Here is a 24,925-nt window from a genome sequence, read left to right as displayed (position 1 = left end):
GGGGTGCCTCGGTAGGGTTAATAGCCCGAGGGGGCCGCAGTGAATAGGCCCAATCGACTGTTTAGCAAAAACACAGGTCTGTGCGAAGCCGTAAGGCGAAGTATACGGGCTGACGCCTGCCCGGTGCTGGAAGGTTAAGGGGAGCGGTTAGGAGCAATCCGAAGCTGTGAACCGAAGCCCCAGTAAACGGCGGCCGTAACTATAACGGTCCTAAGGTAGCGAAATTCCTTGTCAGGTAAATTCTGACCCGCACGAATGGCGTAACGAATTGGGCGCTGTCTCAACGAGAGATCCGGTGAAATTTTAATACCTGTGAAGATGCAGGTTACCCGCGACAAGACGGAAAGACCCCATGGAGCTTTACTGCAGCTTGATATTGGACTTTGGTACGATCTGTACAGGATAGGTGGGAGCCATTGAAGCATGAGCGCCAGCTTGTGTGGAGGCGACGTTGGGATACCACCCTGATCGTATCGGAGTTCTAACCTACTACCGTGAAACCGGTAGAGGGACCGTGTCAGGCGGGCAGTTTGACTGGGGCGGTCGCCTCCTAAAATGTAACGGAGGCGCCCAAAGGTTCCCTCAGAATGGTTGGAAATCATTCGAAGAGTGCAAAGGCATAAGGGAGCTTGACTGCGAGACCTACAAGTCGAGCAGGGACGAAAGTCGGGCTTAGTGATCCGGTGGTACCGAATGGAAGGGCCATCGCTCAACGGATAAAAGCTACCCTGGGGATAACAGGCTTATCTCCCCCAAGAGTCCACATCGACGGGGAGGTTTGGCACCTCGATGTCGGCTCATCGCATCCTGGGGCTGAAGTAGGTCCCAAGGGTTGGGCTGTTCGCCCATTAAAGCGGTACGCGAGCTGGGTTCAGAACGTCGTGAGACAGTTCGGTCCCTATCTGTCGCGGGCGTAGGAAATTTGAGAGGAGCTGTCCTTAGTACGAGAGGACCGGGATGGACGTACCGCTGGTGTACCAGTTGTTCCGCCAGGAGCATAGCTGGGTAGCCAAGTACGGACGGGATAAACGCTGAAAGCATCTAAGCGTGAAGCCCCCCTCAAGATGAGATTTCCCAGTATGTAAGACCCCTTGAAGACGACGAGGTTGATAGGTTCGGGGTGGAAGTGCAGTAATGTACGGAGCTGACGAATACTAATCGGTCGAGGGCTTATCCTATAACGTTTGTATCGGTGTTTTCTTCCTTGTCGAAGACAATGAGAAAATTACCTGGGTCATACAACCTACAAACAACAGCTAAAGTAACTCAAGCTATTCTTTCGTATCCAGTTTTCAGGGCGCAAACACGCTTTGGATGAGATGTTTGCCACGAGCAAATGTCACGTTTGGTGGCGATGGCGAAGGGGAACCACGCGTTCCCATATCGAACACGACCGTTAAGCCCTTCAGCGCCGATGGTACTTGGACCGCAGGGTCCTGGGAGAGTAGGACGTCGCCAAGCACGAATGACCGACCACATTTATATGTGGTCGGTTTTTTGTTGTGATTGGAGACTTTCCTCTCCCAGTGGGAGAGTGTCTAAACCTTTGTATCGAAGCCATACAAGGATGTTTGCCCGGCCTTAGTGGAAGGTTCAGACGCCGACCGTGATGTAGCTCAAGAAGGTGATTCATCCGGTACGGTATGGACGTCGCGAAGCATGGGTAATTAAGGTTAAATATTTAATTTTTTATGAAATATAAGGTCGAACAATTAATTAAGCTTAAAGTGTTGAAGATATACCAATAGTTAAATTAGAGTAATCAACTAAATATAGAATACAGACACCCTAATAGTCACGAAAACCCGCTTAAATATGTTTTTAGATAGAGGTTGTGTATGGAGCAATTCAAATATATACAGACTATTTGACTGAAGTGTGATACTATACTTTGAATATTCAATGTATTCGGTGAATTAAATGTTGGAATTCCAATAAAATATTTATTAAGTTAATGAGAACATTGTTAACGCATTTTAAATAGAGGGGGACATATTAATGCCGCATATTAGATCGGATAAAGTACTGCTTAGAGAGTATCGATATGATGATATACCACATATTCGTAAGTGGGTGAATAACAAAGAAATAACAAATAACTTGAACGATATTTTTTTATATCCGCATACGGTTCATGATACTGAAAGTTATGTTAAGAAAAGAATTGAAGGAGCATTGCCCGTCACTGGCTTTATAATTGCAGATGCAAATAGTGAACAATATCTGGGTCAAATTGATTTGCACAATATAGATTGGAGAAGTGGATCGGCAAGTTTAGGAATTGTTATAGGCCAGAGTGAGATGTTAGGTCGTGGGTACGGTAGAGAGGCGATAGAACTGCTCAAAGGGTTTGTTTTTCATACGTTAAATCTTCATCGATTTGAACTGGAAGTTTATGAATATAACGAGAGAGCATATAAATGTTATTTGAAGTGTGGATTTGTGGAGGAAGGAAGGTCTCGAAAAAAACTATTTCGTAACGGGAAGTATTGGGACGTTATTCAAATGAGTATTTTGCGCGAAGAATATGAAACTCAGTCTAATAAAAGAGAGAGTGTATAGTATAGGGCACATTCAGAATAAACAACTATCAATGAGTAAGGATACGAACGGACTATACTAATTCAATTCATCCGTTCATACATTACGAAACGAATTTAGCGATGATAATAAGAGGCTTCCTTTGATTGTAGACGTAATACTCCTTCTTTACGTTGCTTGCGAAAAGCGATGGAAAGCAACATTTTAGGAATAATAATCCACATATGCCAGCAAACAAGACTGATCATCATTGATGATGATAACCATGGATACAATACAGCAATCATACATAGGCCTAACCAGAATAGTTGGCGATGAACACGGCGAAACAGCGATAATTTAATATCATTGGCAGGTTTAAAACCAATCCAGGGCGGATTGATACGCCATATCCATTGACGATCAATTGCTTCGTCAACACGAATAAAGGTAAGCAGCAATATAATAAGATGAAGCAATTGTACAACGGCAAAACCAAGCAGAGATGCAAACAATCCATCCATTTGATAGAAGAGCATTTGGAAGGCTACAATGATAGCTCCAGTAAGAAGATGACTGAATATGAGCTCGGAATGAATAAACACTCTTTTTATAAGCTGGTATTGATAAATGGTCGCATTTTTTTGTTCTGTTAGCGATTGCTTCATTTCAATTCGTCCTTCCAGCCATATAACATGGGTTCAATCATTATATCGGCATATTAGATAGGTTTGTCCATAGTGATTAATAACAAATTTGACCACCAATTCACCTCCTGCCCAGCTGCAGCATAGGATATATAAATATTTGAAAAACGTTATGAAACAAGTATAATTCGATAGACTATATGACATAATAGTAGGTATAGATTAAATGTAGTAGAAGGCGGGGATAGTTATGAACGATATTCACGACCATTATTGCAGCATTTGCGGAGAACAGAGAGCAGAGGGTGAAGGTATACGAATTATTTCCGGTTTCATATGTATTTCTTGTGAAATGGAAATGGTTAAGACAGATGTAAAGGATGCCAAATACCCATTCTTTATTCATCAATTGAAGGGCATATTTATGGAAAAGAATGCGTGAACGGCAGCTGGAAACAGAGGCTGTTCTTTTTTTTGTTCCATTATAAGATCACTTACGGTCTATACAGAAGTTCGGTACAATAAAGGGATGAAGAAATACGTTAAGTTTGAAAGGAATGTAGAGTGTCAATGAAGTCATTTCATGCGCCGTTATATGAGAAGTTAGAGCATCATGCGAATACTAATCCGGCTAGTTTTCACGTTCCGGGACATCACAATGGCAAATCATTGCAATTTTTTTTGCAAGGGAAAGATCAATTAAAAGATATAACGGATCGGTTTAATCCGATTATGGAAATAGATTTAACAGAAATATCTTCGACAGATGATCTCCATCACCCGGAGGGTCCCATAAAGGAAGCGCAACGTCTAGCTGCGAAATGTTTTGGCTCTGATGATACATATTTCTTAGTGGGTGGGAGTACATCAGGTAATCTTGCATTGTTGCTAACTGTTTGTAAACCAGGTGAGACAATTATCGTGCAGCGTAACGTACATAAGTCTATTATTAATGGTTTGAAATTGGCAGGTGCTAAGGCTGTATTTTTGACACCGCAGATTGATGAATCGTCAGGGTTAGCTACGATACCATCACTTGAGCAAGTTTGTGATGCTTTGTTGTTATATCCTGAGGCTAAGGCTGTCTTTTTGACCAACCCAAATTATTATGGAATAAGCATAAAGCTTGATCACTATGTGGAGGCTGTACATCGAATCGGCATTCCTCTATTGGTGGATGAAGCGCATGGTGCTCATTATGGGCTTCATCCAGAGCTTCCAGAGTCTGCGTTAGCAGCTGGTGCTGATGCTGTGGTGCAGTCTACTCATAAGACGCTGCCAGCTCTTACAATGGGGGCTATGCTGCATGTTCAAGGCAATCGTCTAGATACGGAGGAATTAAGACAGTCACTTGCTATGATTCAAAGCTCAAGTCCATCATTTCCGATTATGGCATCACTCGATATTTCAAGAGCAATGGTTCAAGCTTTAGGTTTTGAAATGTTTCAACCTGCTTTGGATGCGGTTCATTCGTTCAAACGATGGGTAAATGATGAAAATATGATTATTAGCGTAATGAGATGGGGAGAGGCGAGTACAGTAACGGGTCTAAGGCAGCTAGATCCGCTGAGGGTTCTGCTTTATGATCAGAGTGGTCAATTATCGGGATTCGAACTGCTTAAGGAACTTGAACAGTATGGTTGCTGGGCAGAGATGGCAGACTCTCGTTATGTTGTGCTAGTAATGGGTGTTCATACTAATGATTCAGAAATTGAAAAGCTAAAAGTAGCAGTTGTTTCTATTCATAATAAGTATAAAAATAACTACAATATCGTTGATAGTCATCAGAAAAATTCGAAGCTTACTGTTACAACAATTTCATTAAACGATAAAATTGCGATTGGTGCACCAGTGTCATTTTCAAGAAGAAATATTGATGATTCTGAGATTGTTATACGCAAGCTTCGTGAATGTGAAGGGTTGCATTCTGCTCAAATGATTGTACCATATCCGCCCGGTATACCGCTTCTTTACCCTGGTGAAAAACTTACAACTGAAATTATTGATCAAATCGAAAATTTAGCTTCTGCTGGTGCAAAATTTCAAGGTGTAGAAGATATTACTCTAACTACGATTAAGGTGTTTTTAAATGGAAAAAAAGAGTGAAAAACGGTGTGTTTATGCGGATTTTCCTGAAAAGTTCGTTGTAGTAGAGGGTTGCCTTTGTTACAATGAAGGGAACAAATAGTATTTCATAGGTTAGGGGCATCTACGGCTTGATTAAAGGATACTTTATTACTATAGAAGGCGGCGAAGGTGCCGGAAAAACTTCACTCATTACACGTCTTGCGAATACACTGCAAAAGAAGGGCATGAATGTAGTAACGACGAGAGAACCGGGCGGTATTCCAATCGCAGAAAAGATTCGAACGGTTATTTTGGATACCGAGCACACAATGATGGATGCAAGAACTGAAGCACTTTTATATGCAGCTTCACGCAGACAGCATTTAGTTGAGAAGGTTATCCCGGCATTGGAGGAAGGAAAGATTGTTATCTGCGACCGATTTGTAGATAGCAGCTTAGCTTATCAAGGATATGCGCGGGGACTAGGTATGGATGCTGTATGGGGAATTAATGAGTTCGCCATCGGTGATATGATGCCAATGCTGACGATCTTTATGGATGTATCTCCTGAGGTTGGTTTAGCGAGAATATCACAAGCAGCAGACAGAGAGATTAATCGATTGGATCTTGAGCGTCATTCATTTCATGAACGAGTAAGAGAAGGTTATAAATTATTGCTTTCAAAGTTTCCAGAGCGTATCGAATTGGTGGATGCGGAAGCGGAACGGGAAGATGTTTTTCAAGCGGTATTAGCTATCGTAGAGCGACGCTTAAAGCAATAGTTACAATTGATATCAACGATTAGACATTATGCTGATTTAGCTAGTACCGAATCGCTATTCATGCTAGCAATAACCTATTCTAATAGTAATCCAGGGGGAATGAAGATGAAATTAGTAATTGCGGTTATTCAGGACAAGGATAGTAACAGATTATCGAACGCACTTGTACGTGAAGGCTTCAGAGCAACGAAGCTTGCTAGCACGGGCGGTTTTCTCAGATCGGGAAATACAACATTTATGATCGGTATCGAGGATGAGCGAGTGAACGAAGTATTTCAGGTCATAAGTACGAACTGCAAAGTACGTGATCAGCTTGTTACGCCAGTATCACCGATGGGTGGCTCTACTGATTCGTATCTTCCTTTCCCTGTAGAGGTACAAATAGGTGGTGCAGCTGTATTCGTAATGCCGGTTGAGAGATTCGAACACTTCTGATTGGGTGTGACATAGATGAGAGTTGATCATAGTTGGCGCCCGTTAGGGCAGAATCGACCGAACGCAGATTCTGCGATGAAACCAATTCAAGCTGCAAGCTTCGCTGATGTTATGATTCAGCAGGACGCGGAGCGAACACAGGAGCAACTTAATGGGAAATTGCAGGATATCCATAGACAAGGGGATAGACTGGCCAAAAATATGACGGTACGGGAGCTTATGCTTTATCGTCAGATGGTGAAACAGTTTCTTGAAGATACAATACGTCGCGGTGTAGGAATCAAAGAAGTGCGTGGATTTGATCGTAGAGGACGTGTAAAACGTTATAAGCTACTCGACGAAATTGATGCGACTCTTGTATCGATGGCAGAAGATTTGCTCGATAGTGAGCAAGGAAGAATTGATCTATTGAACAAAATAGGCGAAATTCGCGGTATTTTGATAAACTTATTGTTTTGACACAATGAGACAGGAAAGGTAAGGATTACAGTCATGAGTTTTGAATCAGCTGTCGAACAATGGAAGGCGCAGCGAATCTTGAAACATGCCCTTCAGAGTGGCAAAGTTTCACATGCGTATTTGTTTAGCGGACCGTCCGGAACTGGTAAGATAGATATTGCTCTCCGGTTTGCCAAAGCATTGTTCTGTACAGCTGACGGCTGGGATGCGTGTGGGGAATGCTTGGAATGTCGGAAGTTTGAGCATGGCAACCAGTCAAGTCTTTTGACAATTGCCCCTGATGGAAACAGCATCAAGATCGATCAAATCAGGGAGCTGCAACGAAACTTATCCTATCGTAGTACCCAGACCGGACGTGCTGTTTATATAATAGAACGAGCAGAGACGTTAACACTTCAAGCCGCTAATAGTCTTCTTAAGTTTTTGGAAGAACCTGTATCTCCGGTTGTTGCTATACTCATGTCAGATAATGGACAAGCTGTATTACCTACTATTCGCTCACGAACACAATGGGTTCCATTTCTTCCATTATCACCTGAAAAGATGCTTGAAGAGCTAATTTCGGAAGGTTCTCCAGCACTTCTTGCAAGAGCAGCTGTACAATTATCGTCTGGATTAGACGGAGCAAGACAAATTGTTCAGCAGAATGGGTTTGCAGAAATCCGAAACCTAGTGATACAATTAGGCAAGGAGAGTTTGACCCGATTCACCGCGGCGATGATCACTGCCCAACAACAGTTATTTAAGACAGATTTAGCAATACAAATAGAACTGTTGCTTTCATTATTAACGCTTTGGTTTAAAGATTTAACACAGATCCAGGCCGGAAGGCAGGACAAGATTGTTTTTATAGATCAGTTGGATTGGCTAAACAATAACGCCTACAATCGTTCATTCGCAGGTTGGGTGTCCTGCATGGAGCATATCCTTGAAGCGAGCAAGCGTATACGTGCGAATGTATCGCCTCAGCTCGCGTTTGAGCAACTATTGGTAAATCTACAGGAGGGCTAATCCTTGTATAATGTCATCGGTGTCCGTTTTAAGAAAGCGGGCAAGATCTATTACTTCGACCCGGTCGAGCATCCCGTGGATAAGGAACAGCATGTTATTGTTGAGACCGCACGCGGAATCGAATACGGTAAAGTGGTGGTGGGACAGAAGCAAGTCGGTGAATCGGATGTTGTTCTCCCGCTCAAGAAGGTTATTCGTATAGCTAGCGATGTCGATGGACAAGTTGTAGAAGAAAATCGTGCGGCTGCAAAAAATGCGTTTACAACCTGTCTTGACAAGATAAAGGGTCATCAGCTTCGTATGAAGCTTGTCGATGTCGAATTTACGTTTGACCGTAACAAAATTATTTTTTATTTTACCGCTGAAGGACGAGTAGATTTCCGGGAGTTAGTCAAAGATTTGGCTAGCGTATTCCGAACAAGAATCGAACTTCGTCAAATCGGCGTTCGGGATGAAGCTAAGATGCTAGGCGGGATTGGTCCTTGCGGACGAGTTCTATGCTGCTCATCATGGCTAGGTGACTTTGAACCCGTGTCAATTAAGATGGCTAAGGATCAGAATTTATCGCTTAATCCTACAAAAATATCAGGTTTATGCGGTCGATTGATGTGTTGTCTCAAGTACGAGCATGACAACTACGAGAGTGTGCGAGAAGAGTTACCTGCAATCGGTAAAATTGTTGTCACTTCGTTAGGCGAAGGCAAAGTTACTGGAATCAATGCATCGACGAAAAGCGTATATGTACAGTTGTTTGATACACCAGGTAAACCAAAAGAAATGCCGTTTGATGATGTAATCGTCAAATAAACGGTTTAGTGTGATTCTGATAGGTGAGGTAACACTCATGCTTGAAGCTCTGGGGTGGGAACTTGGAGAAAAGGGATATATTTATTCAAATGGATGAATTGGATAAACGGGTCGGTTTGTTTCATGCCGAGCTGAGCGCGCTCAAGCAGAAGGTAAAAGAGCTGCTAGAGGAAAATAAGCGATTAAGCATCGAGAACCACCAGTTACGTCAAGTGTTCAAGAGAGAAACGTCCTCTGAACGCGAAGCTGTTCTTGCTACTCAAGCGGCTGCAAGAGCTAAAGAAGCAGTGCCTGATCTAGTTCGTGAAGAAAGCTTCGAAGAAGCTATCGTTGCGGTCGGAGAAGGACATGATAACTTAACGCGGTTGTATCACGAAGGATTCCATATCTGTAACGTGTATTATGGACATTTGCGTACAGAAGGTGACTGTCTGTTTTGTCTTTCTTTCTTAAACAAATAAGTGGAATCCGTATTGACAGACCGTCCTTACCGCAAAGGACGGTCTTTTTTGATCATTTAGGTAAGTATAAGATTAATTGAAGCGTCAAAGGAGAGACATAATGTGTTAGAACATCGATCAATAGAGTTGTTGGCAGGCGAGCGAATCGATGATTTATTAATGGATACAGGGTTTAAAATTATTCAAAGCAGAGAAGTATTCAGCTTTTCACTTGATGCAGTATTACTGTCCAGATTCGCTAACATTCCGAAATACGGCCGAATTGCTGATCTTTGTACAGGAAATGGCGTTATTCCGATTCTGCTGTCGGCTAGAACAAAGGCACAAATTGATGCGATAGAAATTCAACCTCGATTAGCTGATATGGCTAAAAGAAGTGTCCTAATGAATGGACTGGAAGGGCAAATCCAAGTCATTGAGCAGGATTTACGAACATACCCTAAGCTTGTCGAAAACGGTGCTTATGATGCGATTACTGTTAATCCTCCCTATATGTCGGTAAAAGCAGGGGAACAAAATGAAAATGAGCATTATGCGATTGCAAGACATGAGATTCATTGTACGCTTGATCAATTAGCACAATCTTGTAAAAATTTGCTTCGTCCTGGCGGCAAGCTTGCTATGGTACATCGTCCTACTCGGTTATTAGATATTGTTGAGACTTTGAGACGATGGAAGCTGGAACCGAAGCGGATACAATTTGTACATTCAAATGCTAAATCAGAGGCTAACATGGTATTAATAGAAGCTACTCGTGATGGAAAACCTGATATTAAGCTGCTTCCACCGATTATGGTATACAATGACGAAGGAGTTCAGATCGTATGAATAGACAAAAAAGCTATTCCCCAAGTGAAGATGGAGGAGGAGCTTCCGGAGCAGGTGTGTTATATTTGGTCGCAACACCTATCGGTAACTTGGAAGATATGACAATGCGGGCTATTCGTATCCTGAAAGAAGTGGGACTAGTTGCTGCAGAGGACACAAGGCAAACGCGCAAACTGCTAACCCATTTTGAAATTCAAACACGACTTGTTAGCTATCATGAGCATAATAAAGGTGCAAGCGGGCCAGAGTTAATTAGACTTATGCTAGAGGGACAATCGATCGCACTAGTTAGTGATGCAGGTTTGCCTGCAATTTCTGATCCTGGAGCTGATCTGGTTGCATCAGCAGTAGAAAATAATATTGCTGTTATACCGATCCCTGGTGCAAATGCTGCATTATCGGCACTAATTATGTCGGGGTTATCTACAGAAAGATTTCTATTTTCTGGATTTCCGCCGCGTGATAAAAAATCACTGGGAAAATGGCTGCAGGAGCTTTCGCTTAATAAAGAGACTCTTATCTTTTACGAATCACCACATCGATTAACTAAAACATTGGATAGGATGCTCGAGCAACTGGGGAATCGGAAAATCGCGGTAGTTAGAGAATTGACGAAAAAGCATGAGGAAGCTATTAGAGGAACAATTACAGAATGTATCTCATGGTTTTCTGAACACACACCTCTTGGGGAGTTCTGTATTATTATTGAGGGCGCAGATCCTTTGGAAGTAAGTAAAGCTGACATTGAAGGTGCTTGGTGGTCAGAGCTCGCTATAGAAGCGCATGTAGCTCATTACGAATCTATGATGGATCGTAAAGAGGCAATTAAAAAAACAGCGATTGATCGAGGACTTCCGAAACGGGAAGTTTATAATGAAGTAAATCGTTAATATAGAAGCGATTTTGTTAATTGCGCTAGAAAAAAAAGGACCTTCCTGGCCGGGTTCTAGCGCAGGAAGGCGTCAAGGAATATAAAAAGGTTAGAATTAACAAGTAGGTATAAAATGATTATAACCGATTTTTATTATTTTGTCACAGGTGTAGGCATTTCTGATAGACAAACATGACAAACTATTTTTCCTTTGAAGTAAGAAACGTTTTCTGCGTTACCACAGAAGATACAAGCAGGCTCATATTTCTTCAACATGATGCGCTCGCCATCTACGTAAATCTCTAGTGCATCCTTCTCGCCAATTCCTAGCGTACGACGCAATTCAATTGGAATAACAACACGACCAAGCTCATCAACTTTACGAACGATACCAGTTGATTTCATCATAATCTATCAATCCTCTCACAAAATGTATTTTCGTCATCATTCGACATAGTTTGTAGTTTCTATGTTACTATAATACCAACTCTTCCCAAAACAGTCAACCTAGAATGTTATGCCAGAGTTCGCTGTTTATAAGACATCTCGGATCATAGTAGTTTAATAGCTTTGTAATAGAATACATCAGCTTCGACAATTTGGAAACTATTTTGCGACACTATTCGACAATTAAGGCAATCTATGTGTCGAAATTATGAACAAAAGGAGATGAGAAATTGAGGGAACAATTAACGGAAGAAAAAGTATTCAAAGACCCTGTCCATGACTATGTATATGTGCAAGATCAAACAATTTGGGATCTTATTAATACAAAGGAATTTCAACGCCTTCGTAGAATCAGACAGCTTGGAACAACTTATCTAACCTTTCATGGTGCAGAGCACAGTCGCTTCTCTCATTCGTTAGGTGTTTATGAAATTACTCGACGCATAATATCTCAGTTTGAACGTAATGGTTACCCGGATTGGCCCCTTGAGGAACGTCTTGTCTCCTTATGTGCGGCATTGCTTCATGATGTAGGTCACGGTCCCTTTTCACATTCCTTAGAAGAAATTTTCGAAACGGACCATGAAGAGTGGACTTGCGCTATTTTATTAGGAGAAACCGAAATTAATACCGTTTTAAAACGTGTTTCGGATGACTTCCCGGAGATGGTATCGTCTGTAATCAAAAAAACGTACCCCAAACCCATTGTTGTAAGTCTCATCTCTAGCCAGATGGATGCGGATCGTATGGATTATTTGCTAAGAGATGCTTATTTTACAGGTGTTAATTATGGAACCTTCGATTTGGAGCGGATTTTGCGAGTGCTACGCCCTTATAAGGGGCAAATTGTTGTAAAGGAAAGCGGTATGCATGCAGTCGAGCATTATTTAATGTCACGATATCAAATGTACTGGCAAATTTACTTCCATCCCGTTACTCGTAGTTCTGAGATTATATTGCGACAAATTTTCCGTAGAGCACAACAACTAAATAGTCAAGGATATAGGTTCCGCTGGATGACGAATTCATTGCAGCAATTGCTCAATAATACTCTAAGTTTGGATGATTATTTGAAGCTAGACGAAGCGCTTGCACAAACAGCTTTTTCGGAATGGTCAGAAGAGCCGGACGAGCTGCTCAGCGATTTATGCAGACGCTTCATTAATCGTTACTTATATAAGTATGTAACCATTGAAAATCCTGATGAATCATTGCTTAGTGAAGTAGCTGCCGCATTATTGTCTATTGGTCTTAATCCTGATTATCATATGGAGATCGACTATCCGTTTGATCTACCATACGATGTATATCGCCCTGAGCAGAAGAATGGAGAAAAGAGAGGAAAAGCTCCGATTTTGTTGCTTGACAGCGAAGATGAGATTAGTGAGATTTCCGTTAAATCCGACATCGTTCGTTCTATTACTGGCCTGCGTCAAGGACAATATCATTTGTATTATCCAGAAGAGCCTCTTTTGCAAAATAAGGACAAGTTATCCGAAGAGATGAAAAAGTTATTTAAATTGAATTAAGGAGACGGGACAGAATTGACTAAGCCATTGCTATTTGACACCCACACCCACTTAGATTCTTATAAATTTGATGAAGATCGTGAAGAAGTGATCGAACGTGCGAGAGCTGCAGGTGTAGATCTTATGATTAACATTGGATTTGACCGAGAGACGATACCAACGACGATGGCACTTGCCGAAAAATATGAATTTATTTATGCCGCGGTTGGTTGGCATCCGGTTGAGAGCATTCATATGAAGCCTGAGGATTTGGAATGGATCGAGGGGTTATGCAGTCACAAGAAAGTGGTAGCTATCGGAGAGATTGGTCTGGACTATCATTGGGATACTTCACCAAAAGATGTTCAGCAACGCGTATTCCGCGAACAAATTCGTCTAGCTCGTAAAGTTGGCAAGCCAATCGTTATTCATAATCGAGATGCACATGAAGATATTCTTCGAATTCTTAAAGAGGAGAAAGCTTCAGAGGTTGGGGGAGTTATGCATTGCTTTTCTGGAAGCCTTGAAACAGCAAAACAATGCCTCGATATGAACTTCTATATTTCGTTTGGTGGTCCAGTAACTTACAAAAATGCAAAGGTGCCAAAAGAGGTACTTGCACAAGTTCCATTGGACCGATTATTGATCGAAACAGACTCCCCATATCTTACTCCTCATCCATATCGTGGAAAGAGAAATGAGACATCATATGTTGCATTAATCGCTCAAGCAGCAGCCGAGATTAAGGGTAAAACGGTAGAGGAAATTGCTCTAATCACAACATCAAATGGTAAAAAATGTTTTGGCATTGAGTGAAAGACAGTGAAATAACGAGTAATTCGTACCTTTATCGCAAAAAAACTAATTTTAGTCGCTGAATTCCCGTAATTTTTCAAAGATTTCAGCCTATTTTAGTGAAAATAGCATTTTATCGCTTCTTTACAACAAGGCTCTGATGAAGGTATCATTCAAATCAGAGCTTTTCGTTTTGTATTGGATTTCCAGTTTGATATCCTAATTTGAACCTCAAATATTCCTCTCCTGCATCCCTAATGTGAACGCTACTTGCGCCTACCACACACGTTGTATGAACGACGACCTCATCACTAAAAGTTGAATAAACGATACAACGTCGTCATAGGGTTAATTAGGGGAGGTACTGGATCTGCTTTACTGGAGTGCGTGCCTGCACGCCAATATACTATAGTCGCGTCAGTTGTAACATGCGTAACACTTGGCGGCGGGGCTATGAAGGAGGACCGATGAAATGGGATTTATCCAGGCTAAGGACACCCATGGTAAACGATCATCCAGCATGTCTTTCGCAATGCGATGGAAGCATGGAAACTTGCGTTTGATTATGTTGAGCGCTATAATCTCAATCGCTATGACTTTCATGTTTTTGGTGTTGTTGTACGGAACGGCTGTCAAAAGCGTCTCCGTAGTAGTGAATGGACAAGAAACTATTGTGGAAACAAAACAATGGGTCCTGCAACGCCTACTGGATGAACAAGCTATTACAATAGGACCTCATGATGAGGTGTCTGTCCCGCTCAATGCACCGATAAAGGACGGCGATCGTATTGAGGTAACTCATGCGATACCAGTAGTTGTAAAAGCTGATGGCAAGACATCAACGGTGTACACGACAGAGAAAACGGTACAGGCGGCGATAGAGGAACTAAATCTATCCCTTCGAAGTGAAGATAAAATAAGTCCTCCGCTGAACTCGGATGTAAGCGCGGAAGACATGGTCACCATTGTTCGAGTAGATACGAAAGTATCCGAGCTCGAAAAAACCGTTCCATTCTCTATCGTGAAGAAAGAAGATCCGACGCTGGAAAAAGGCAAGGAAAAACTTGTTCAGACCGGTAAGAAGGGCGTCATCGTTGAACAGGTTAAGAAAAAGTATGAAGATGGCGTACTCATTTCCAATCAGATGGTCAGTGAAGTCGTGCAAAGTCCGGCGGTAGATCAGGTCATTGCGGTAGGAACGAAGAAGGACGATATGAAGGTAACAGTACTTTCTAACAATAGTCCAAGCAATGTTACTGTAAAGAAAGGTGACTTCTCATTCAAAGCCAAAAAGGTAATCAAAAACGTAACGTTAACAGCTTATAGTGCTGACGCATCGTCTACCGGCAAAGGTGAGGATCATCCTCAATTTGGTATTACTGCTTCTGGAACAACTGTTAAAGAGGGAAGAACGATTGCTGTCGATCCGAAAGTCATTCCTATTGGTTGGTGGGTATACATTGAAGGAATTGGCTTCCGCCGGGCAGAAGACAAAGGAAGCGCAGTTAAAGGGAACAAGATAGATGTTTACTTTGACAGTAATAGCCATGCAACCAAGTTCGGCAAGAAAAAGGGCTATACCGTCTACATACTTGGGCCGAAAAAGCCAACTGCCAGCTAACGGCAGTTCTCTTTTCTCAGTCTGCAGGTACGATGAAGAAGTTTCTTCATCATCATATCGTAAAGTTCAATTAAATATGCCATCATAAGAAGAGGCACTGCCTCTTCTTTTTGCATGTTTGCTAATAGGTACTAAAGTTGGGATTAGGTCACGGGAAGGATTGGGCAAAATGATAAAGGAAGTCATTGTTGTAGAAGGGAAAGATGATACAACAGCGATAAAGCGTGCGGTTGATGCCGATACGATTGAAACAAACGGCTCTGCAATAGGTGAGGATGTACTTCGTCGAATTGCACTTGCAAATGAACGCAGGGGCGTTATCATCTTTACTGATCCGGATCATGCAGGTGAACGGATCCGCAAAATAGTTGCGCGCCATGCGCCTGGATGTAAGCATGCGTTCTTGCCACAAGAGAAGGCCTTTTATAAAGGGGATATCGGGATTGAAAATGCAAGCCCTGAGGCAATCATTCAGGCTCTCTCTGAGCTTCGTACAGAAACAGAGGATCAAGTCGGAGAGATAGAATGGAATGACCTCATGGAAGCGGGCTTGATCGTTCATCCTAACGCTTCTAACAGACGATTAGAGATGGGTAAGCTTCTTGGTATTGGATACGCGAACGGCAAGCAATTTTATAAGCGGTGTACGAGCTTCCGTATATCCAAATCGGAGTTCGACGTTGCGCTGCGTGAGATGGAACGAATACTGGAGGAATAACAGGATGAATAATGAAAACCAAACTGTTCTAAGTGGAACACAAGGGAAGTCAGCGGCACCCGAGGTGGGGACCCCGAAGAGAACGAAAGAAATTATTGCAAAGTACGGTTTCTCCTTCAAAAAGAGTCTCGGTCAAAATTTCTTGATCGATGGAAATATATTAAATAACATTGTTGCCGCTGCTGAGCTTGATGAGACAAAGGGAGCACTTGAGATTGGTCCAGGCATTGGTGCATTGACTCAGCGTCTTGCTGACGCAGCAGGCAAAGTGACGGCTATAGAAATTGATCGTCGTCTTATCCCGATCCTCAGAGATGTATTTGCAGACGAGTCGCATGTATCGGTTATACATGATGATGTGCTGAAGCTGGATCTGAAAAAATTGTTTGAAGAACAATTTTCTGATGTATCCGGTGTAAGTGTAGTAGCCAATCTACCTTATTACGTAACAACCCCAATTCTGATGAAGCTGCTTGAAGAGCGTCTGCCCCTGCAACATATCGTTGTTATGATTCAGAAGGAGGTCGCCCAGCGCATGGCGGCTAAGCCTGGAGGCAAGGAATATGGCAGCCTTAGTGTAGCTGTTCAATACTACTGCGTACCACAGTTAGTATGTATGGTTCCGAATACCGTATTTATTCCACAGCCCAACGTCGATTCCGCTGTAATAAAGTTATCAGTTCGAGAGAAGCCAGCGGTAGACGTACCGGATGAAGCTTTCTTCTTCCGCGTCGTTCAGGCTAGCTTTGCACAGCGACGTAAGACGCTTGCTAACAACTTGACAGCTTTCGTAGGCAAGGATCACCGTGAGGCTCTGAACGCGTTGCTGATAGGAATAAACATCGACCCGATCAGACGTGGCGAGACATTATCTCTGGAAGAATTCGCTGAACTCAGCAAAGCTCTGCTGTCTTCCGGCTTGGTTAAGGTATAACAAATGTCAGGCGTAAACAGCTAAAGCCGTCCTTGAAGGCGTAGCTATCGTTTCGTGGAGAAATATAAGTCATTTATAGGATGGGAAACATATAAATTCTTATATTTTTAAATGGCCACCCTTAAGGGGGCCATTTTTCTATATACAGCATAAGGAAAACTTCATTGAAACACTCAAGCCTACTGCGCTTGGCTAGTAGAATATAAATTTCTCACCTTTCGTCTAATCCGCCCATAGGATAGAGGAAGAGGTGATTTACCTATGAAGCAAGGGGACCTGGTCGTCCGCAAATCGTATGGCAGTGACGTATTGTTCCGTGTTGAAGCTGTACGCACTAATCACGCCCTTCTGAAGGGAACGGATTACCGACTGCTGGCGGATGCGCCAATTCCAGATCTATCGGTCGTTCGCGACCCTGAATCTACGCGAGCTGTGCAGCAGGTGCGTATTAAAGTTAATGAGTCACTCCAAAGAATGCACAGCGATAGAGAAAAGCAGACTATGGGCTACGACAATGCTATTCGGGTTGCCCAGCAACAGAGTGTGCCTTATTTTGAAATACCGGGCAAAGTACTTCATTTGGATGGTGACGGCAATTATTTAAAGAAGAGTATGCAACTATATAATACGATGCATGTTCTAGCGCATGGATTGCATATTCACGAGTCTCAAATGGCGGATGTGCTATATCGACTACTTCCGCAGATTAAGCCTGATATTGTAGTCATTACCGGCCACGACGGGGTACTGAAGAACAGAGCGGCTGGGGAGTTGTATAGCTTGAACAGCTACAAGAACTCTCAGAACTTTGTAAATGCCGTACGCGTTGCTCGGGAGTATGAGAAAAACCGGGATGGACTTGTCGTCATCGCTGGAGCTTGTCAATCACATTTTGAAGCGCTACTGCAAGCAGGTTCTAACTTTGCCAGCTCACCCGGCCGTATTTTGATCCATGCGCTCGATCCTGTCTATATTGCTATCAAGGCAAGCTTTACGTCTATACGCGAAGCAATTAACTTGCCTGATGTTATTCATGGCACAATCAGCGGGATAGACGGTATAGGCGGTATCGAAACGATGGGGCGGTACAGAATTGGCTTGCCAAAGCCCAAAGTCACAACGTAATGCAGCCTAAAAATTTTAAAAGAACAATAGGATTTTTGATGCATAATAATTCGACAAAATGAAAATACTACCGGTCAGATGCACCCATTTTCAAAAAATGGGTGAAATCACCGTTGACAAGAGAAATAATGGACTGATATAATATTTCGCTTTGTTTGACAACCCCTCCTTAATTGGTTATAATGGACAAGGAAAGAGGTGGTAGTGGACAATGGCAAAAAATGCGCTATTGGATATAAAACGCAGCTTGGAAGCTCATGTAGGTTCCAAAATCCGTCTAAGAGCAAATGGTGGTCGTCGAAAGACCATTGAACGGACCGGCACGTTGGAAGAAATCTACCCTTCAGTTTTCATTGTCAAGCTTGACGAGGAGCAACATGCCTTCAAGCGCGTGTCCTACAGTTATGCGGACATTTTGACAGAATCTGTGGAAGTCACCGTATGTAATGATGAAGGTCAAGTACGAATTGCTTATCTTCAACAATAGATTGACATATGCTTTATATAATGCCATTAAGGGCACACAGCGCAGAGCTAATCTGCGCTTTTTTGTTGCGTATAATCCCACTTCCGAAACACATACTACGGGTGTACAGCTATTTTTAAGCTAATACCCATTATGAGATCGGAGGAAACTATTATGGGACGCAGAAGGCGTAGTGTCATGTCTGAAGAGTTTAAATATGAACTTGCGAAGGACTTGGGCTTCTATAATACCGTGCAAGAAGAGGGCTGGGGCGGCATTAAAGCGAAGGATGCAGGTAATATGGTGAAGCGGGCTATACAGTTGGCGGAGCAAGCCGCAGCCAAATCATATCGTCCATAGAATACGGGTTAAATAAGCTAAACTGTGAGCATCCAAAGAAAGCGGTTGCCATAGTTTAGCTTTTATTGTGTTCCTTTGATATAATGGTGCTTAAGCTTACGATGAACGGGTGAACTTATCTGATGAAAATTTATGAAAAAGCTCCTGCCAAAATAAATCTATTACTAGATGTGCTTCGTAAACGTGACGATGGATACCATGAAGTCGAAATGATAATGACCATGGTTGACCTTGCAGATCGCCTTGAAATGCAAGAATTGCCGCGTGATACGATCATGTTAACTAGCCAGGTTGGCTATATTCCGCTTGATGAGAAAAACTTAGCCTTCCAGGCTGCACGTCTCATCAAAGAACGATATGGTGTAAGTAAGGGCGTATACATACATCTGGACAAAAAAATACCGGTTGCCGCAGGCCTTGCTGGCGGCAGTAGCGATGCTGCAGCTGCACTCCGTGGGCTTAACCGTTTGTGGGGTCTTGGCATATCAGAGGACGAGCTATGTCTTCTTGGTGCTGAACTTGGTTCAGATGTTCCTTTCTGTGTGACAGGGGGAACTGCAATCGCACGCGGACGCGGAGAGAAGCTAGAGCCAATTCATAGCCCCCCGCAATGTTGGGTCGTTCTTGCAAAGCCGCCTATTAATGTTTCCACTGCTGATGTTTACGGCAGAATGAGAGCAAATGATCTTAAGTCACATCCATCCATTAAAGGAATGAAGGATGCTCTTGAGCGCGGCTCTTTCCATGACATGTGCGGTGGTCTTGGCAATGTGCTTGAGACTGTTACTTTGGATTTGCATCCAGAGGTTATGCAGCTTAAGGAAAGTATGATTCGCTTGGGTGCAGATGGTGTCTTAATGTCGGGCAGTGGACCAACAGTGTTTGGTTTAGTTTCTAAGGAAGCTAAGTTGCCACGGATTTATAATGGTTTAAGAGGTTTTTGTAAAGAAGTTTATGTGGTAAGAATGCTTACATAGCATGACGTTTTTATTGATTAAATCCGTATAAAATTGTAATATTGACTTTATATTATTCGGATTTAGTGGGGGAGATTGCCAGTGAAGAAGTTAAAAAGGAGCTCCAGGCTTGTAGAGATGACGCAGTATCTGTTAGCCCGTCCCCACACGTTAATATCTTTGACAGCATTTGCAGATCGTTATCAATCAGCTAAATCATCCATCAGTGAAGATTTAGCTATTATAAAAGAGGTCTTCGAAGAAGAGAGTATTGGCGAGCTGCACACTTTAGCAGGTGCGGCCGGTGGAGTAAAGTTCATTCCTTTAATGGGTGAAGAGTCCGCTTTGGGTATTATGGAGAAAATCTGTCTTAAGCTTGAAGAGCCTGATCGTGTATTGCCTGGTGGTTATTTGTATATGACAGATATGCTTGGACAGCCTGAATTGCTTGCTGATGTAGGCAGAATGTTTGCTACAGCGTTCTCAGGTAAAAAAATTGATGTCATTATGACGGTAGAGACAAAGGGGATTTCTCTTGCATACGCTACGGCTGCATGTTTGAATATACCGGTTGTTATCGTTCGTCGGGATAATAAAGTGACGGAAGGCTCAGCAGTGAGCATAAATTACGTATCAGGCTCAACGAAGCGGATACAGACGATGTCGCTTGCACGAAGAGCGCTGAAGGAGCACTCAAATGTCCTTATCATAGATGACTTCATGAAAGCTGGGGGAACGGTTAAGGGCATGATGGACTTGCTCTATGAGTTCAAAGCAAAAGTTGCTGGAGTAGGCGTATTTGTAGAATCAGGCGAGGTAGAGCTTGAGGAGCGACTGCTGGAGGACTATATTTCGCTTGCCAAATTAACGGCAGTCGACATGAAGACGAAGCAAACAACCGTTGTTCCGGGTAATTATTTCAAAGACTAATTTGAAAAATAAGGAGACAGGGACATTTATGACAACGAATACAAAACTGCAAGTGGTATCAACAGACCAAGCACCGGCTGCTATTGGTCCATATTCACAAGCGATTAAACTGGGCGGACTCCTATTTACTTCTGGTCAAATTCCACTAGATGCATCGGGCGTTTTAGTAGAGGGTGGAATAGAAGAGCAAACGCATCAGGTATTCAAAAATTTAAAGGCGGTTCTCGCGGAAGCGGGATCGTCCCTAAATGATGTCGTAAAGGCTACTGTATTTCTTAAAGATATGAATCAATTTGCAACGATGAATGGCATTTATGAATCTTATTTTGGAGCTCATAAACCGGCTCGATCGGCTGTTGAGGTGGCAAGACTGCCAAAGGATGTTCTTGTCGAAATTGAGGTTATATCATCGACAAATGTCGAATGAAAACGAAAAAAATGCAAAGTTAAAAAAATATTTTAAATTAAGCATCAATTTACCAAAAAGGTAGAAGGAATTGGCACAAAAACGTGGAAGTATACACCAAGTCTCTGATAGGCAAAGGTGGTGAACACAAGTGCAAATTACTGATGTAAGACTCCGCCGTGTGAATTCGGAAGGTCGCATGAAGGCTATCGCTTCGATAACTATTGACAACGAATTCGTCGTTCACGATATTCGTGTAATCGACGGAAACAATGGTATGTTCGTAGCAATGCCAAGCAAGCGTACCCCGGATGGTGAATTCCGCGATATCGCTCATCCAATCTCCTCTACGACTCGTGAGAAGATTCAAGCTGCTGTACTAGCAGAATATGAGCGCGCGGCCGATGAGGTTGCGATTGAAGAAGGCGCATAAGCAACGCCTTGAAAGTATGAATCCGCTTCACCTGGAAAAGAGAGCCTTGGCTCTCTTTTCTTTTTTTTGAGAATGAGCTATATTCATGTGAGGATCGAATGGTAATGGGGAGGAAATACAATTGAAAAAAGTAATGGCTATTGTTCTGGCCGCAGGTCAGGGTAAACGAATGAAATCGAAATTATACAAAGTGCTTCATCCTGTTGGCGGTAAGCCTATGGTAGGGCATGTGGTTGATATAGTAAAAGAGGCGGCAAGTGAACGAACTGTCGTTATTGTAGGCCACGGTGCAGATATGGTTAAAGCACACTTTGGCGAGGCAGTTGAATACGCATTGCAGGAACAGCAGCTAGGTACTGGTCATGCTGTTCGTCAAGCAGAGGAGCTGCTTGGCCAAGAAGAAGGCACGACTATCGTTATTTGCGGCGATACACCACTTGTTCAAGTTTCGACGATAGAGGCGATGTTGAAGTTGCATGCGGATCGCGGAGCGGCAGCTACTGTACTTTCTGCTTCTTTTGATAACCCAGCTGGTTATGGTCGTGTTATTCGTGGCGAGGATGGTGCAGTTCAGCGTATTGTAGAACATAAAGATTGTTCGCCTGAAGAAGCGGCAGTTAAGGAAATTAATACAGGGACTTACTGCTTCGATAACCGCAAGCTTTTTGACGCACTAGGCAAGGTGACAAACGGTAATGCACAGGGAGAATACTATTTGACGGATGTCATCGGTATTTTCAAGGAAGCGGGAGAAGTTATTCAGGGCTATTGCACGGATGATGTGGCAGAAGCTATTGGTGTTAATGATCGTGTTGCACTGGCAGAAGCAGAGCGCTTCATGAAAGAGCGTATTAATCGTCAGCATCTTCTGAATGGTGTTACGATTATTGACCCTGCCGCGACATATATCGAAGCCGGTGTTCAGATTGGTTCGGATACCGTTATTTATCCGGGCACTATACTACGAAGCGGAACGGTTATCGGTAGTGATTGTATAATTGGCCCTCAAGCTGATATTGCTAACAGTTCAGTTGCTGATGGCGCTACGATTGCTCATTCTGTCGTTGCAGGCTCCGTAATTGGCGAAGAAAGCTCTGTAGGTCCTTATGCGAATCTTCGTCCAGGCACTAAGCTAGGCAAAGGCTGCAAAGTCGGCGATTTCGTTGAGCTAAAAAATGCGACGTTGGATGACGGCAGCAAAGTGTCTCATCTAAGCTATATTGGCGATGCGAAAATTGGCAAAGATGTTAACTTTGGCTGCGGTGCTATTACAGTCAATTACGATGGCTATAACAAATTCATTACGGAAATTGGCGATAATGCTTTTATCGGCAGCAACGCTAACCTTATCGCACCAGTTACGATCGGCGATGGTGCTTATGTAGTAGCAGGAACAACAGTTACACAGGACGTACCGGCAGGAGATTTAGCTATTGCACGTGAGCGCCAAGTTAATAAGCCAGGTTATGCAGATAAAATTCGTGCGCGTGCTAAGGCTAAAAAGGAACGTACACAGTAGCATTGTAGCTAGGTAGGCCTATAAGTTGTTTAAATTCGGCGCTGAGTGGGTAAAGTTATATGGAATTCCAAATCAACGAGGAGGGTTCCATATGGCAATTGCAATGAAGGCGGATCAACGTAGTAATCAGACAAAAGGTGATCTGCGCAAGCTTAGGCTTAACGGACAAATTCCCGGTGTTGTGTATGGTAGGGGACTGGAGTCGGCAGCAAATATTAGCATCGATGAAAAACAATTGACCGCGCTGCTACGTTCCCAACCCAATGCTGTACTTGATTTAGACATACCATCTGTAGGTAAACATTCCGTCATGGTGGCGAATGTGCAACGTGATGCGCTCAATCGGCAGCTTATTCACGTAGACTTCCACCAGATTAATATGAATGAGCAAGTTAAAGCACATGTAAGGATTGATGCTGTAGGCGACTCTACAGGCGTTCGTGAAGGCGGTATTCTTCAAGCCATTCTTCATGAGCTTGAGGTGCAGTGCTTGCCAAACAGCATTCCAGATGCCATTACGGTTGATATAAGCACGTTAGGCATTGGTGAGAGTTTGTTAGTAAGCGATTTAACACTTCCTGAAGGGGTAGAGGTTAAATCTGAGCCTCAGCTTGTTGTTGTAACTATACTTGCTCCTCAGAAAGAATTGAGCGAGGAAGAGAAGGCGGCTCAAGATGTGGAGCAGCATGAGGCGGAATCTCGTTCGGATCATGCTCAGCATAAAGAGATCGCTACGAGTACTTAATGATGCTTTTTAACAAAAAACTGATGAATAGCTAAAGCAATAGCCCGATAACATCGGGCTATTTTTCGTTTTGTGCTGACATTATGGATGATGAATTGTTTTTTAGTATAGGTCCTAGCAGTGAGCTCTCTTTCGATAATACTAATTATGCGAATCATCCTCGACATATTGATGTAATACTAGGAGAATAAAAATATTTTATAGAAAAGAGTAAATGTAACAGGAGAATGATTTTAACAATTGTTGTTTCTACAGAGCCTTGGACAGTTCGCAAATTCATGAATAGCAATTTCTGCACCATGGCGATTATGAAAGCACTTATCAATAGTTTGAGAAGTATATCTATACACGGAAGCAAACTAACATAAGAGTAAGAGTGCTTTATGGCATACACGCAAAGTGCTTAGCAATTAGTTATAAATTATGCTACATTATGATCGTAAAGGAGTGTAGACGTCATGAAGTGGATCGTTGGATTAGGCAATCCAGGTAATACTTATAAGGATACAAGGCATAATGTAGGATTTATGGTTATTGATGAGCTTGCCAAGCGCTGGGGAATATCAGTAACACAAAATAAGTGCAAGGCACTTATCGGTGAAGGCAACGTGCAAGGCGTCAAGGTGGCATTAATTAAGCCAATGACTTATATGAACCTGTCTGGCGAGTCAGTTAGATCGTTCATGGACTATTTTAAAGCGGATTTGGATGACGGCATTATCGTATATGATGATTTGGATACGGAGATTGGCAAGCTACGTCTTCGCTATCAGGGAAGTGCTGGCGGGCATAACGGCATCAAGTCTCTCATTCAACATTTGAATACGCAATCATTCAATCGCGTCCGCATGGGCATATCTAGGCCACAGCCGGGCATGGTCATCTCTGATTATGTACTGTCGACCTTTCCGAAGGCTGAAAGGGACAAGCTTCAGACAATGGTTGAAAATGCGTGTGATGCAGTCGAGTTTGGTCTGAAGGCGCCGTTTCAGGAAACGATGGCAAAGTTTAATGGTTAACATCTGTTAGATTACAGCATTGCGGGGCATACTGATGGGTATAACCTACCTTCAG

28 protein-coding genes and 2 rRNA genes (1 of these 30 only partly in view) are annotated in these 24,925 nt (G+C 42.8%); 28 read left to right on the top strand and 2 right to left on the bottom strand.

What is annotated here, in order from left to right; genetic code table 11:
- The 3 genes from MFF31_RS07785 to MFF31_RS07775 form a co-directional block, all read left to right on the top strand.
- Window positions 1-1,178: ribosomal RNA gene (locus MFF31_RS07785) — 23S ribosomal RNA — on the top strand; it begins 1,753 nt to the left of the window's first position.
- A 166-nt stretch (window positions 1,179-1,344) separates the two neighbouring features.
- Window positions 1,345-1,461, top strand: a 5S ribosomal RNA gene (gene rrf / locus MFF31_RS07780).
- A gap of 537 nt (window positions 1,462-1,998) precedes the next feature.
- Complete coding sequence (locus tag MFF31_RS07775; RefSeq protein WP_238187474.1) at window positions 1,999-2,562, top strand: GNAT family N-acetyltransferase; 564 nt, start codon at window positions 1,999-2,001, stop codon at window positions 2,560-2,562.
- A 95-nt stretch (window positions 2,563-2,657) separates the two neighbouring features.
- On the opposite strand, the gene MFF31_RS07770 is transcribed toward MFF31_RS07775, so the two are convergent.
- Window positions 2,658-3,188, bottom strand: a complete 531-nt coding sequence (locus MFF31_RS07770) for a transposase (protein WP_238187473.1) — start codon at window positions 3,186-3,188, stop codon at window positions 2,658-2,660.
- 229 nt (window positions 3,189-3,417) lie between these two features.
- Between MFF31_RS07770 and MFF31_RS07765 the strand changes: the two genes are divergently transcribed.
- The 10 genes from MFF31_RS07765 to rsmI all read left to right on the top strand — a co-directional run bounded on the left by MFF31_RS07765 (window position 3,418) and on the right by rsmI (window position 10,907).
- Complete coding sequence (locus MFF31_RS07765) at window positions 3,418-3,609, top strand: sigma factor G inhibitor Gin (RefSeq protein WP_238187472.1); 192 nt, start codon at window positions 3,418-3,420, stop codon at window positions 3,607-3,609.
- A 128-nt stretch (window positions 3,610-3,737) separates the two neighbouring features.
- Window positions 3,738-5,273 carry an aminotransferase class I/II-fold pyridoxal phosphate-dependent enzyme gene (locus MFF31_RS07760; RefSeq protein ID WP_238187471.1) on the top strand — a complete coding sequence of 512 codons (1,536 nt, stop codon included), beginning with the start codon at window positions 3,738-3,740 and terminating at the stop codon, window positions 5,271-5,273.
- A gap of 110 nt (window positions 5,274-5,383) precedes the next feature.
- Window positions 5,384-6,016, top strand: coding sequence for a dTMP kinase (gene tmk / locus MFF31_RS07755; RefSeq protein ID WP_238187470.1), 633 nt, complete (start codon window positions 5,384-5,386; stop codon window positions 6,014-6,016).
- 105 nt (window positions 6,017-6,121) lie between these two features.
- Window positions 6,122-6,451 carry a cyclic-di-AMP receptor gene (locus tag MFF31_RS07750; RefSeq protein WP_238187469.1) on the top strand — a complete coding sequence of 110 codons (330 nt, stop codon included), beginning with the start codon at window positions 6,122-6,124 and terminating at the stop codon, window positions 6,449-6,451.
- 15 nt (window positions 6,452-6,466) lie between these two features.
- Window positions 6,467-6,910, top strand: coding sequence for a YaaR family protein (locus tag MFF31_RS07745; RefSeq protein ID WP_238187468.1), 444 nt, complete (start codon window positions 6,467-6,469; stop codon window positions 6,908-6,910).
- Between the two features lie 33 nt (window positions 6,911-6,943).
- Entirely contained in the window at window positions 6,944-7,921 is a 978-nt protein-coding gene (gene holB / locus MFF31_RS07740; protein ID WP_238187467.1) for a DNA polymerase III subunit delta', read from the top strand.
- Between the two features lie 3 nt (window positions 7,922-7,924).
- Complete coding sequence (locus MFF31_RS07735; protein ID WP_238187466.1) at window positions 7,925-8,728, top strand: PSP1 domain-containing protein; 804 nt, start codon at window positions 7,925-7,927, stop codon at window positions 8,726-8,728.
- Window positions 8,729-8,790: 62 nt separating this feature from the next.
- Complete coding sequence (locus MFF31_RS07730; protein WP_238187465.1) at window positions 8,791-9,189, top strand: initiation-control protein YabA; 399 nt, start codon at window positions 8,791-8,793, stop codon at window positions 9,187-9,189.
- A 159-nt stretch (window positions 9,190-9,348) separates the two neighbouring features.
- Window positions 9,349-10,017 carry a tRNA1(Val) (adenine(37)-N6)-methyltransferase gene (locus tag MFF31_RS07725; RefSeq protein ID WP_238188524.1) on the top strand — a complete coding sequence of 223 codons (669 nt, stop codon included), beginning with the start codon at window positions 9,349-9,351 and terminating at the stop codon, window positions 10,015-10,017.
- Window positions 10,014-10,907, top strand: a complete 894-nt coding sequence (gene rsmI / locus MFF31_RS07720; RefSeq protein WP_238187464.1) for a 16S rRNA (cytidine(1402)-2'-O)-methyltransferase — start codon at window positions 10,014-10,016, stop codon at window positions 10,905-10,907. The genes MFF31_RS07725 and rsmI overlap by 4 nt, the downstream gene beginning before the upstream one ends.
- Before the next feature lie 134 nt (window positions 10,908-11,041).
- Here the strand turns inward: rsmI and MFF31_RS07715 are convergent, their stop codons facing one another.
- Window positions 11,042-11,296, bottom strand: coding sequence for an AbrB/MazE/SpoVT family DNA-binding domain-containing protein (locus tag MFF31_RS07715; RefSeq protein ID WP_054025791.1), 255 nt, complete (start codon window positions 11,294-11,296; stop codon window positions 11,042-11,044).
- 269 nt (window positions 11,297-11,565) lie between these two features.
- On the opposite strand from MFF31_RS07715, the gene MFF31_RS07710 reads away from it, so the two are divergent.
- The 15 genes from MFF31_RS07710 (at window position 11,566) to pth (ending at window position 24,870) form a co-directional block, all read left to right on the top strand.
- Window positions 11,566-12,864, top strand: coding sequence for an HD domain-containing protein (locus MFF31_RS07710; protein ID WP_238187463.1), 1,299 nt, complete (start codon window positions 11,566-11,568; stop codon window positions 12,862-12,864).
- 27 nt (window positions 12,865-12,891) lie between these two features.
- Entirely contained in the window at window positions 12,892-13,659 is a 768-nt protein-coding gene (locus tag MFF31_RS07705; RefSeq protein WP_238188523.1) for a TatD family hydrolase, read from the top strand.
- A 451-nt stretch (window positions 13,660-14,110) separates the two neighbouring features.
- A complete protein-coding gene (locus tag MFF31_RS07700; protein WP_238187462.1) occupies window positions 14,111-15,259 on the top strand; it encodes a resuscitation-promoting factor in 1,149 nt (382 codons plus the stop codon).
- 169 nt (window positions 15,260-15,428) lie between these two features.
- Window positions 15,429-15,977, top strand: coding sequence for a ribonuclease M5 (rnmV, locus tag MFF31_RS07695; RefSeq protein ID WP_238187461.1), 549 nt, complete (start codon window positions 15,429-15,431; stop codon window positions 15,975-15,977).
- Between the two features lie 4 nt (window positions 15,978-15,981).
- Window positions 15,982-16,911: a 16S rRNA (adenine(1518)-N(6)/adenine(1519)-N(6))-dimethyltransferase RsmA gene (rsmA, locus tag MFF31_RS07690; protein WP_238187460.1), complete on the top strand. Its 930-nt coding sequence runs from the start codon at window positions 15,982-15,984 to the stop codon at window positions 16,909-16,911.
- 261 nt (window positions 16,912-17,172) lie between these two features.
- The gene (gene yabG / locus MFF31_RS07685; RefSeq protein ID WP_238187459.1) at window positions 17,173-18,036 is read left to right on the top strand and encodes a sporulation peptidase YabG; all 864 of its coding nucleotides are present in this window, start codon (window positions 17,173-17,175) and stop codon (window positions 18,034-18,036) included.
- 211 nt (window positions 18,037-18,247) lie between these two features.
- A complete protein-coding gene (veg, locus tag MFF31_RS07680; protein ID WP_168123370.1) occupies window positions 18,248-18,523 on the top strand; it encodes a biofilm formation stimulator Veg in 276 nt (91 codons plus the stop codon).
- 153 nt (window positions 18,524-18,676) lie between these two features.
- Window positions 18,677-18,862, top strand: coding sequence for a small, acid-soluble spore protein, alpha/beta type (locus MFF31_RS07675; protein WP_238187458.1), 186 nt, complete (start codon window positions 18,677-18,679; stop codon window positions 18,860-18,862).
- A gap of 122 nt (window positions 18,863-18,984) precedes the next feature.
- Window positions 18,985-19,839, top strand: coding sequence for a 4-(cytidine 5'-diphospho)-2-C-methyl-D-erythritol kinase (gene ispE / locus MFF31_RS07670; protein WP_238187457.1), 855 nt, complete (start codon window positions 18,985-18,987; stop codon window positions 19,837-19,839).
- An 81-nt stretch (window positions 19,840-19,920) separates the two neighbouring features.
- Window positions 19,921-20,748 (top strand): pur operon repressor, encoded by an 828-nt coding sequence (gene purR, locus MFF31_RS07665; protein WP_238187456.1) that lies wholly within the window; start codon window positions 19,921-19,923, stop codon window positions 20,746-20,748.
- A gap of 28 nt (window positions 20,749-20,776) precedes the next feature.
- Window positions 20,777-21,175, top strand: a complete 399-nt coding sequence (locus MFF31_RS07660; RefSeq protein WP_238187455.1) for a RidA family protein — start codon at window positions 20,777-20,779, stop codon at window positions 21,173-21,175.
- A 130-nt stretch (window positions 21,176-21,305) separates the two neighbouring features.
- Entirely contained in the window at window positions 21,306-21,587 is a 282-nt protein-coding gene (gene spoVG, locus MFF31_RS07655; protein ID WP_087571183.1) for a septation regulator SpoVG, read from the top strand.
- Window positions 21,588-21,720: 133 nt separating this feature from the next.
- Window positions 21,721-23,106, top strand: coding sequence for a bifunctional UDP-N-acetylglucosamine diphosphorylase/glucosamine-1-phosphate N-acetyltransferase GlmU (gene glmU, locus MFF31_RS07650; RefSeq protein WP_238188522.1), 1,386 nt, complete (start codon window positions 21,721-21,723; stop codon window positions 23,104-23,106).
- 91 nt (window positions 23,107-23,197) lie between these two features.
- Window positions 23,198-23,851: a 50S ribosomal protein L25/general stress protein Ctc gene (locus tag MFF31_RS07645; protein WP_238187454.1), complete on the top strand. Its 654-nt coding sequence runs from the start codon at window positions 23,198-23,200 to the stop codon at window positions 23,849-23,851.
- A 458-nt stretch (window positions 23,852-24,309) separates the two neighbouring features.
- The gene (gene pth / locus MFF31_RS07640; protein ID WP_238187453.1) at window positions 24,310-24,870 is read left to right on the top strand and encodes an aminoacyl-tRNA hydrolase; all 561 of its coding nucleotides are present in this window, start codon (window positions 24,310-24,312) and stop codon (window positions 24,868-24,870) included.
- Window positions 24,871-24,925: the final 55 nt, after the last annotated feature.

The organism is Paenibacillus sp. L3-i20 (genome assembly GCF_022180385.2).
Taxonomy (GTDB): Bacteria; Bacillota; Bacilli; order Paenibacillales; family Paenibacillaceae; genus Pristimantibacillus.
Note: the sequence above shows the minus strand (reverse complement) of the source record. Positions and strands in the feature narration are given on the sequence as shown.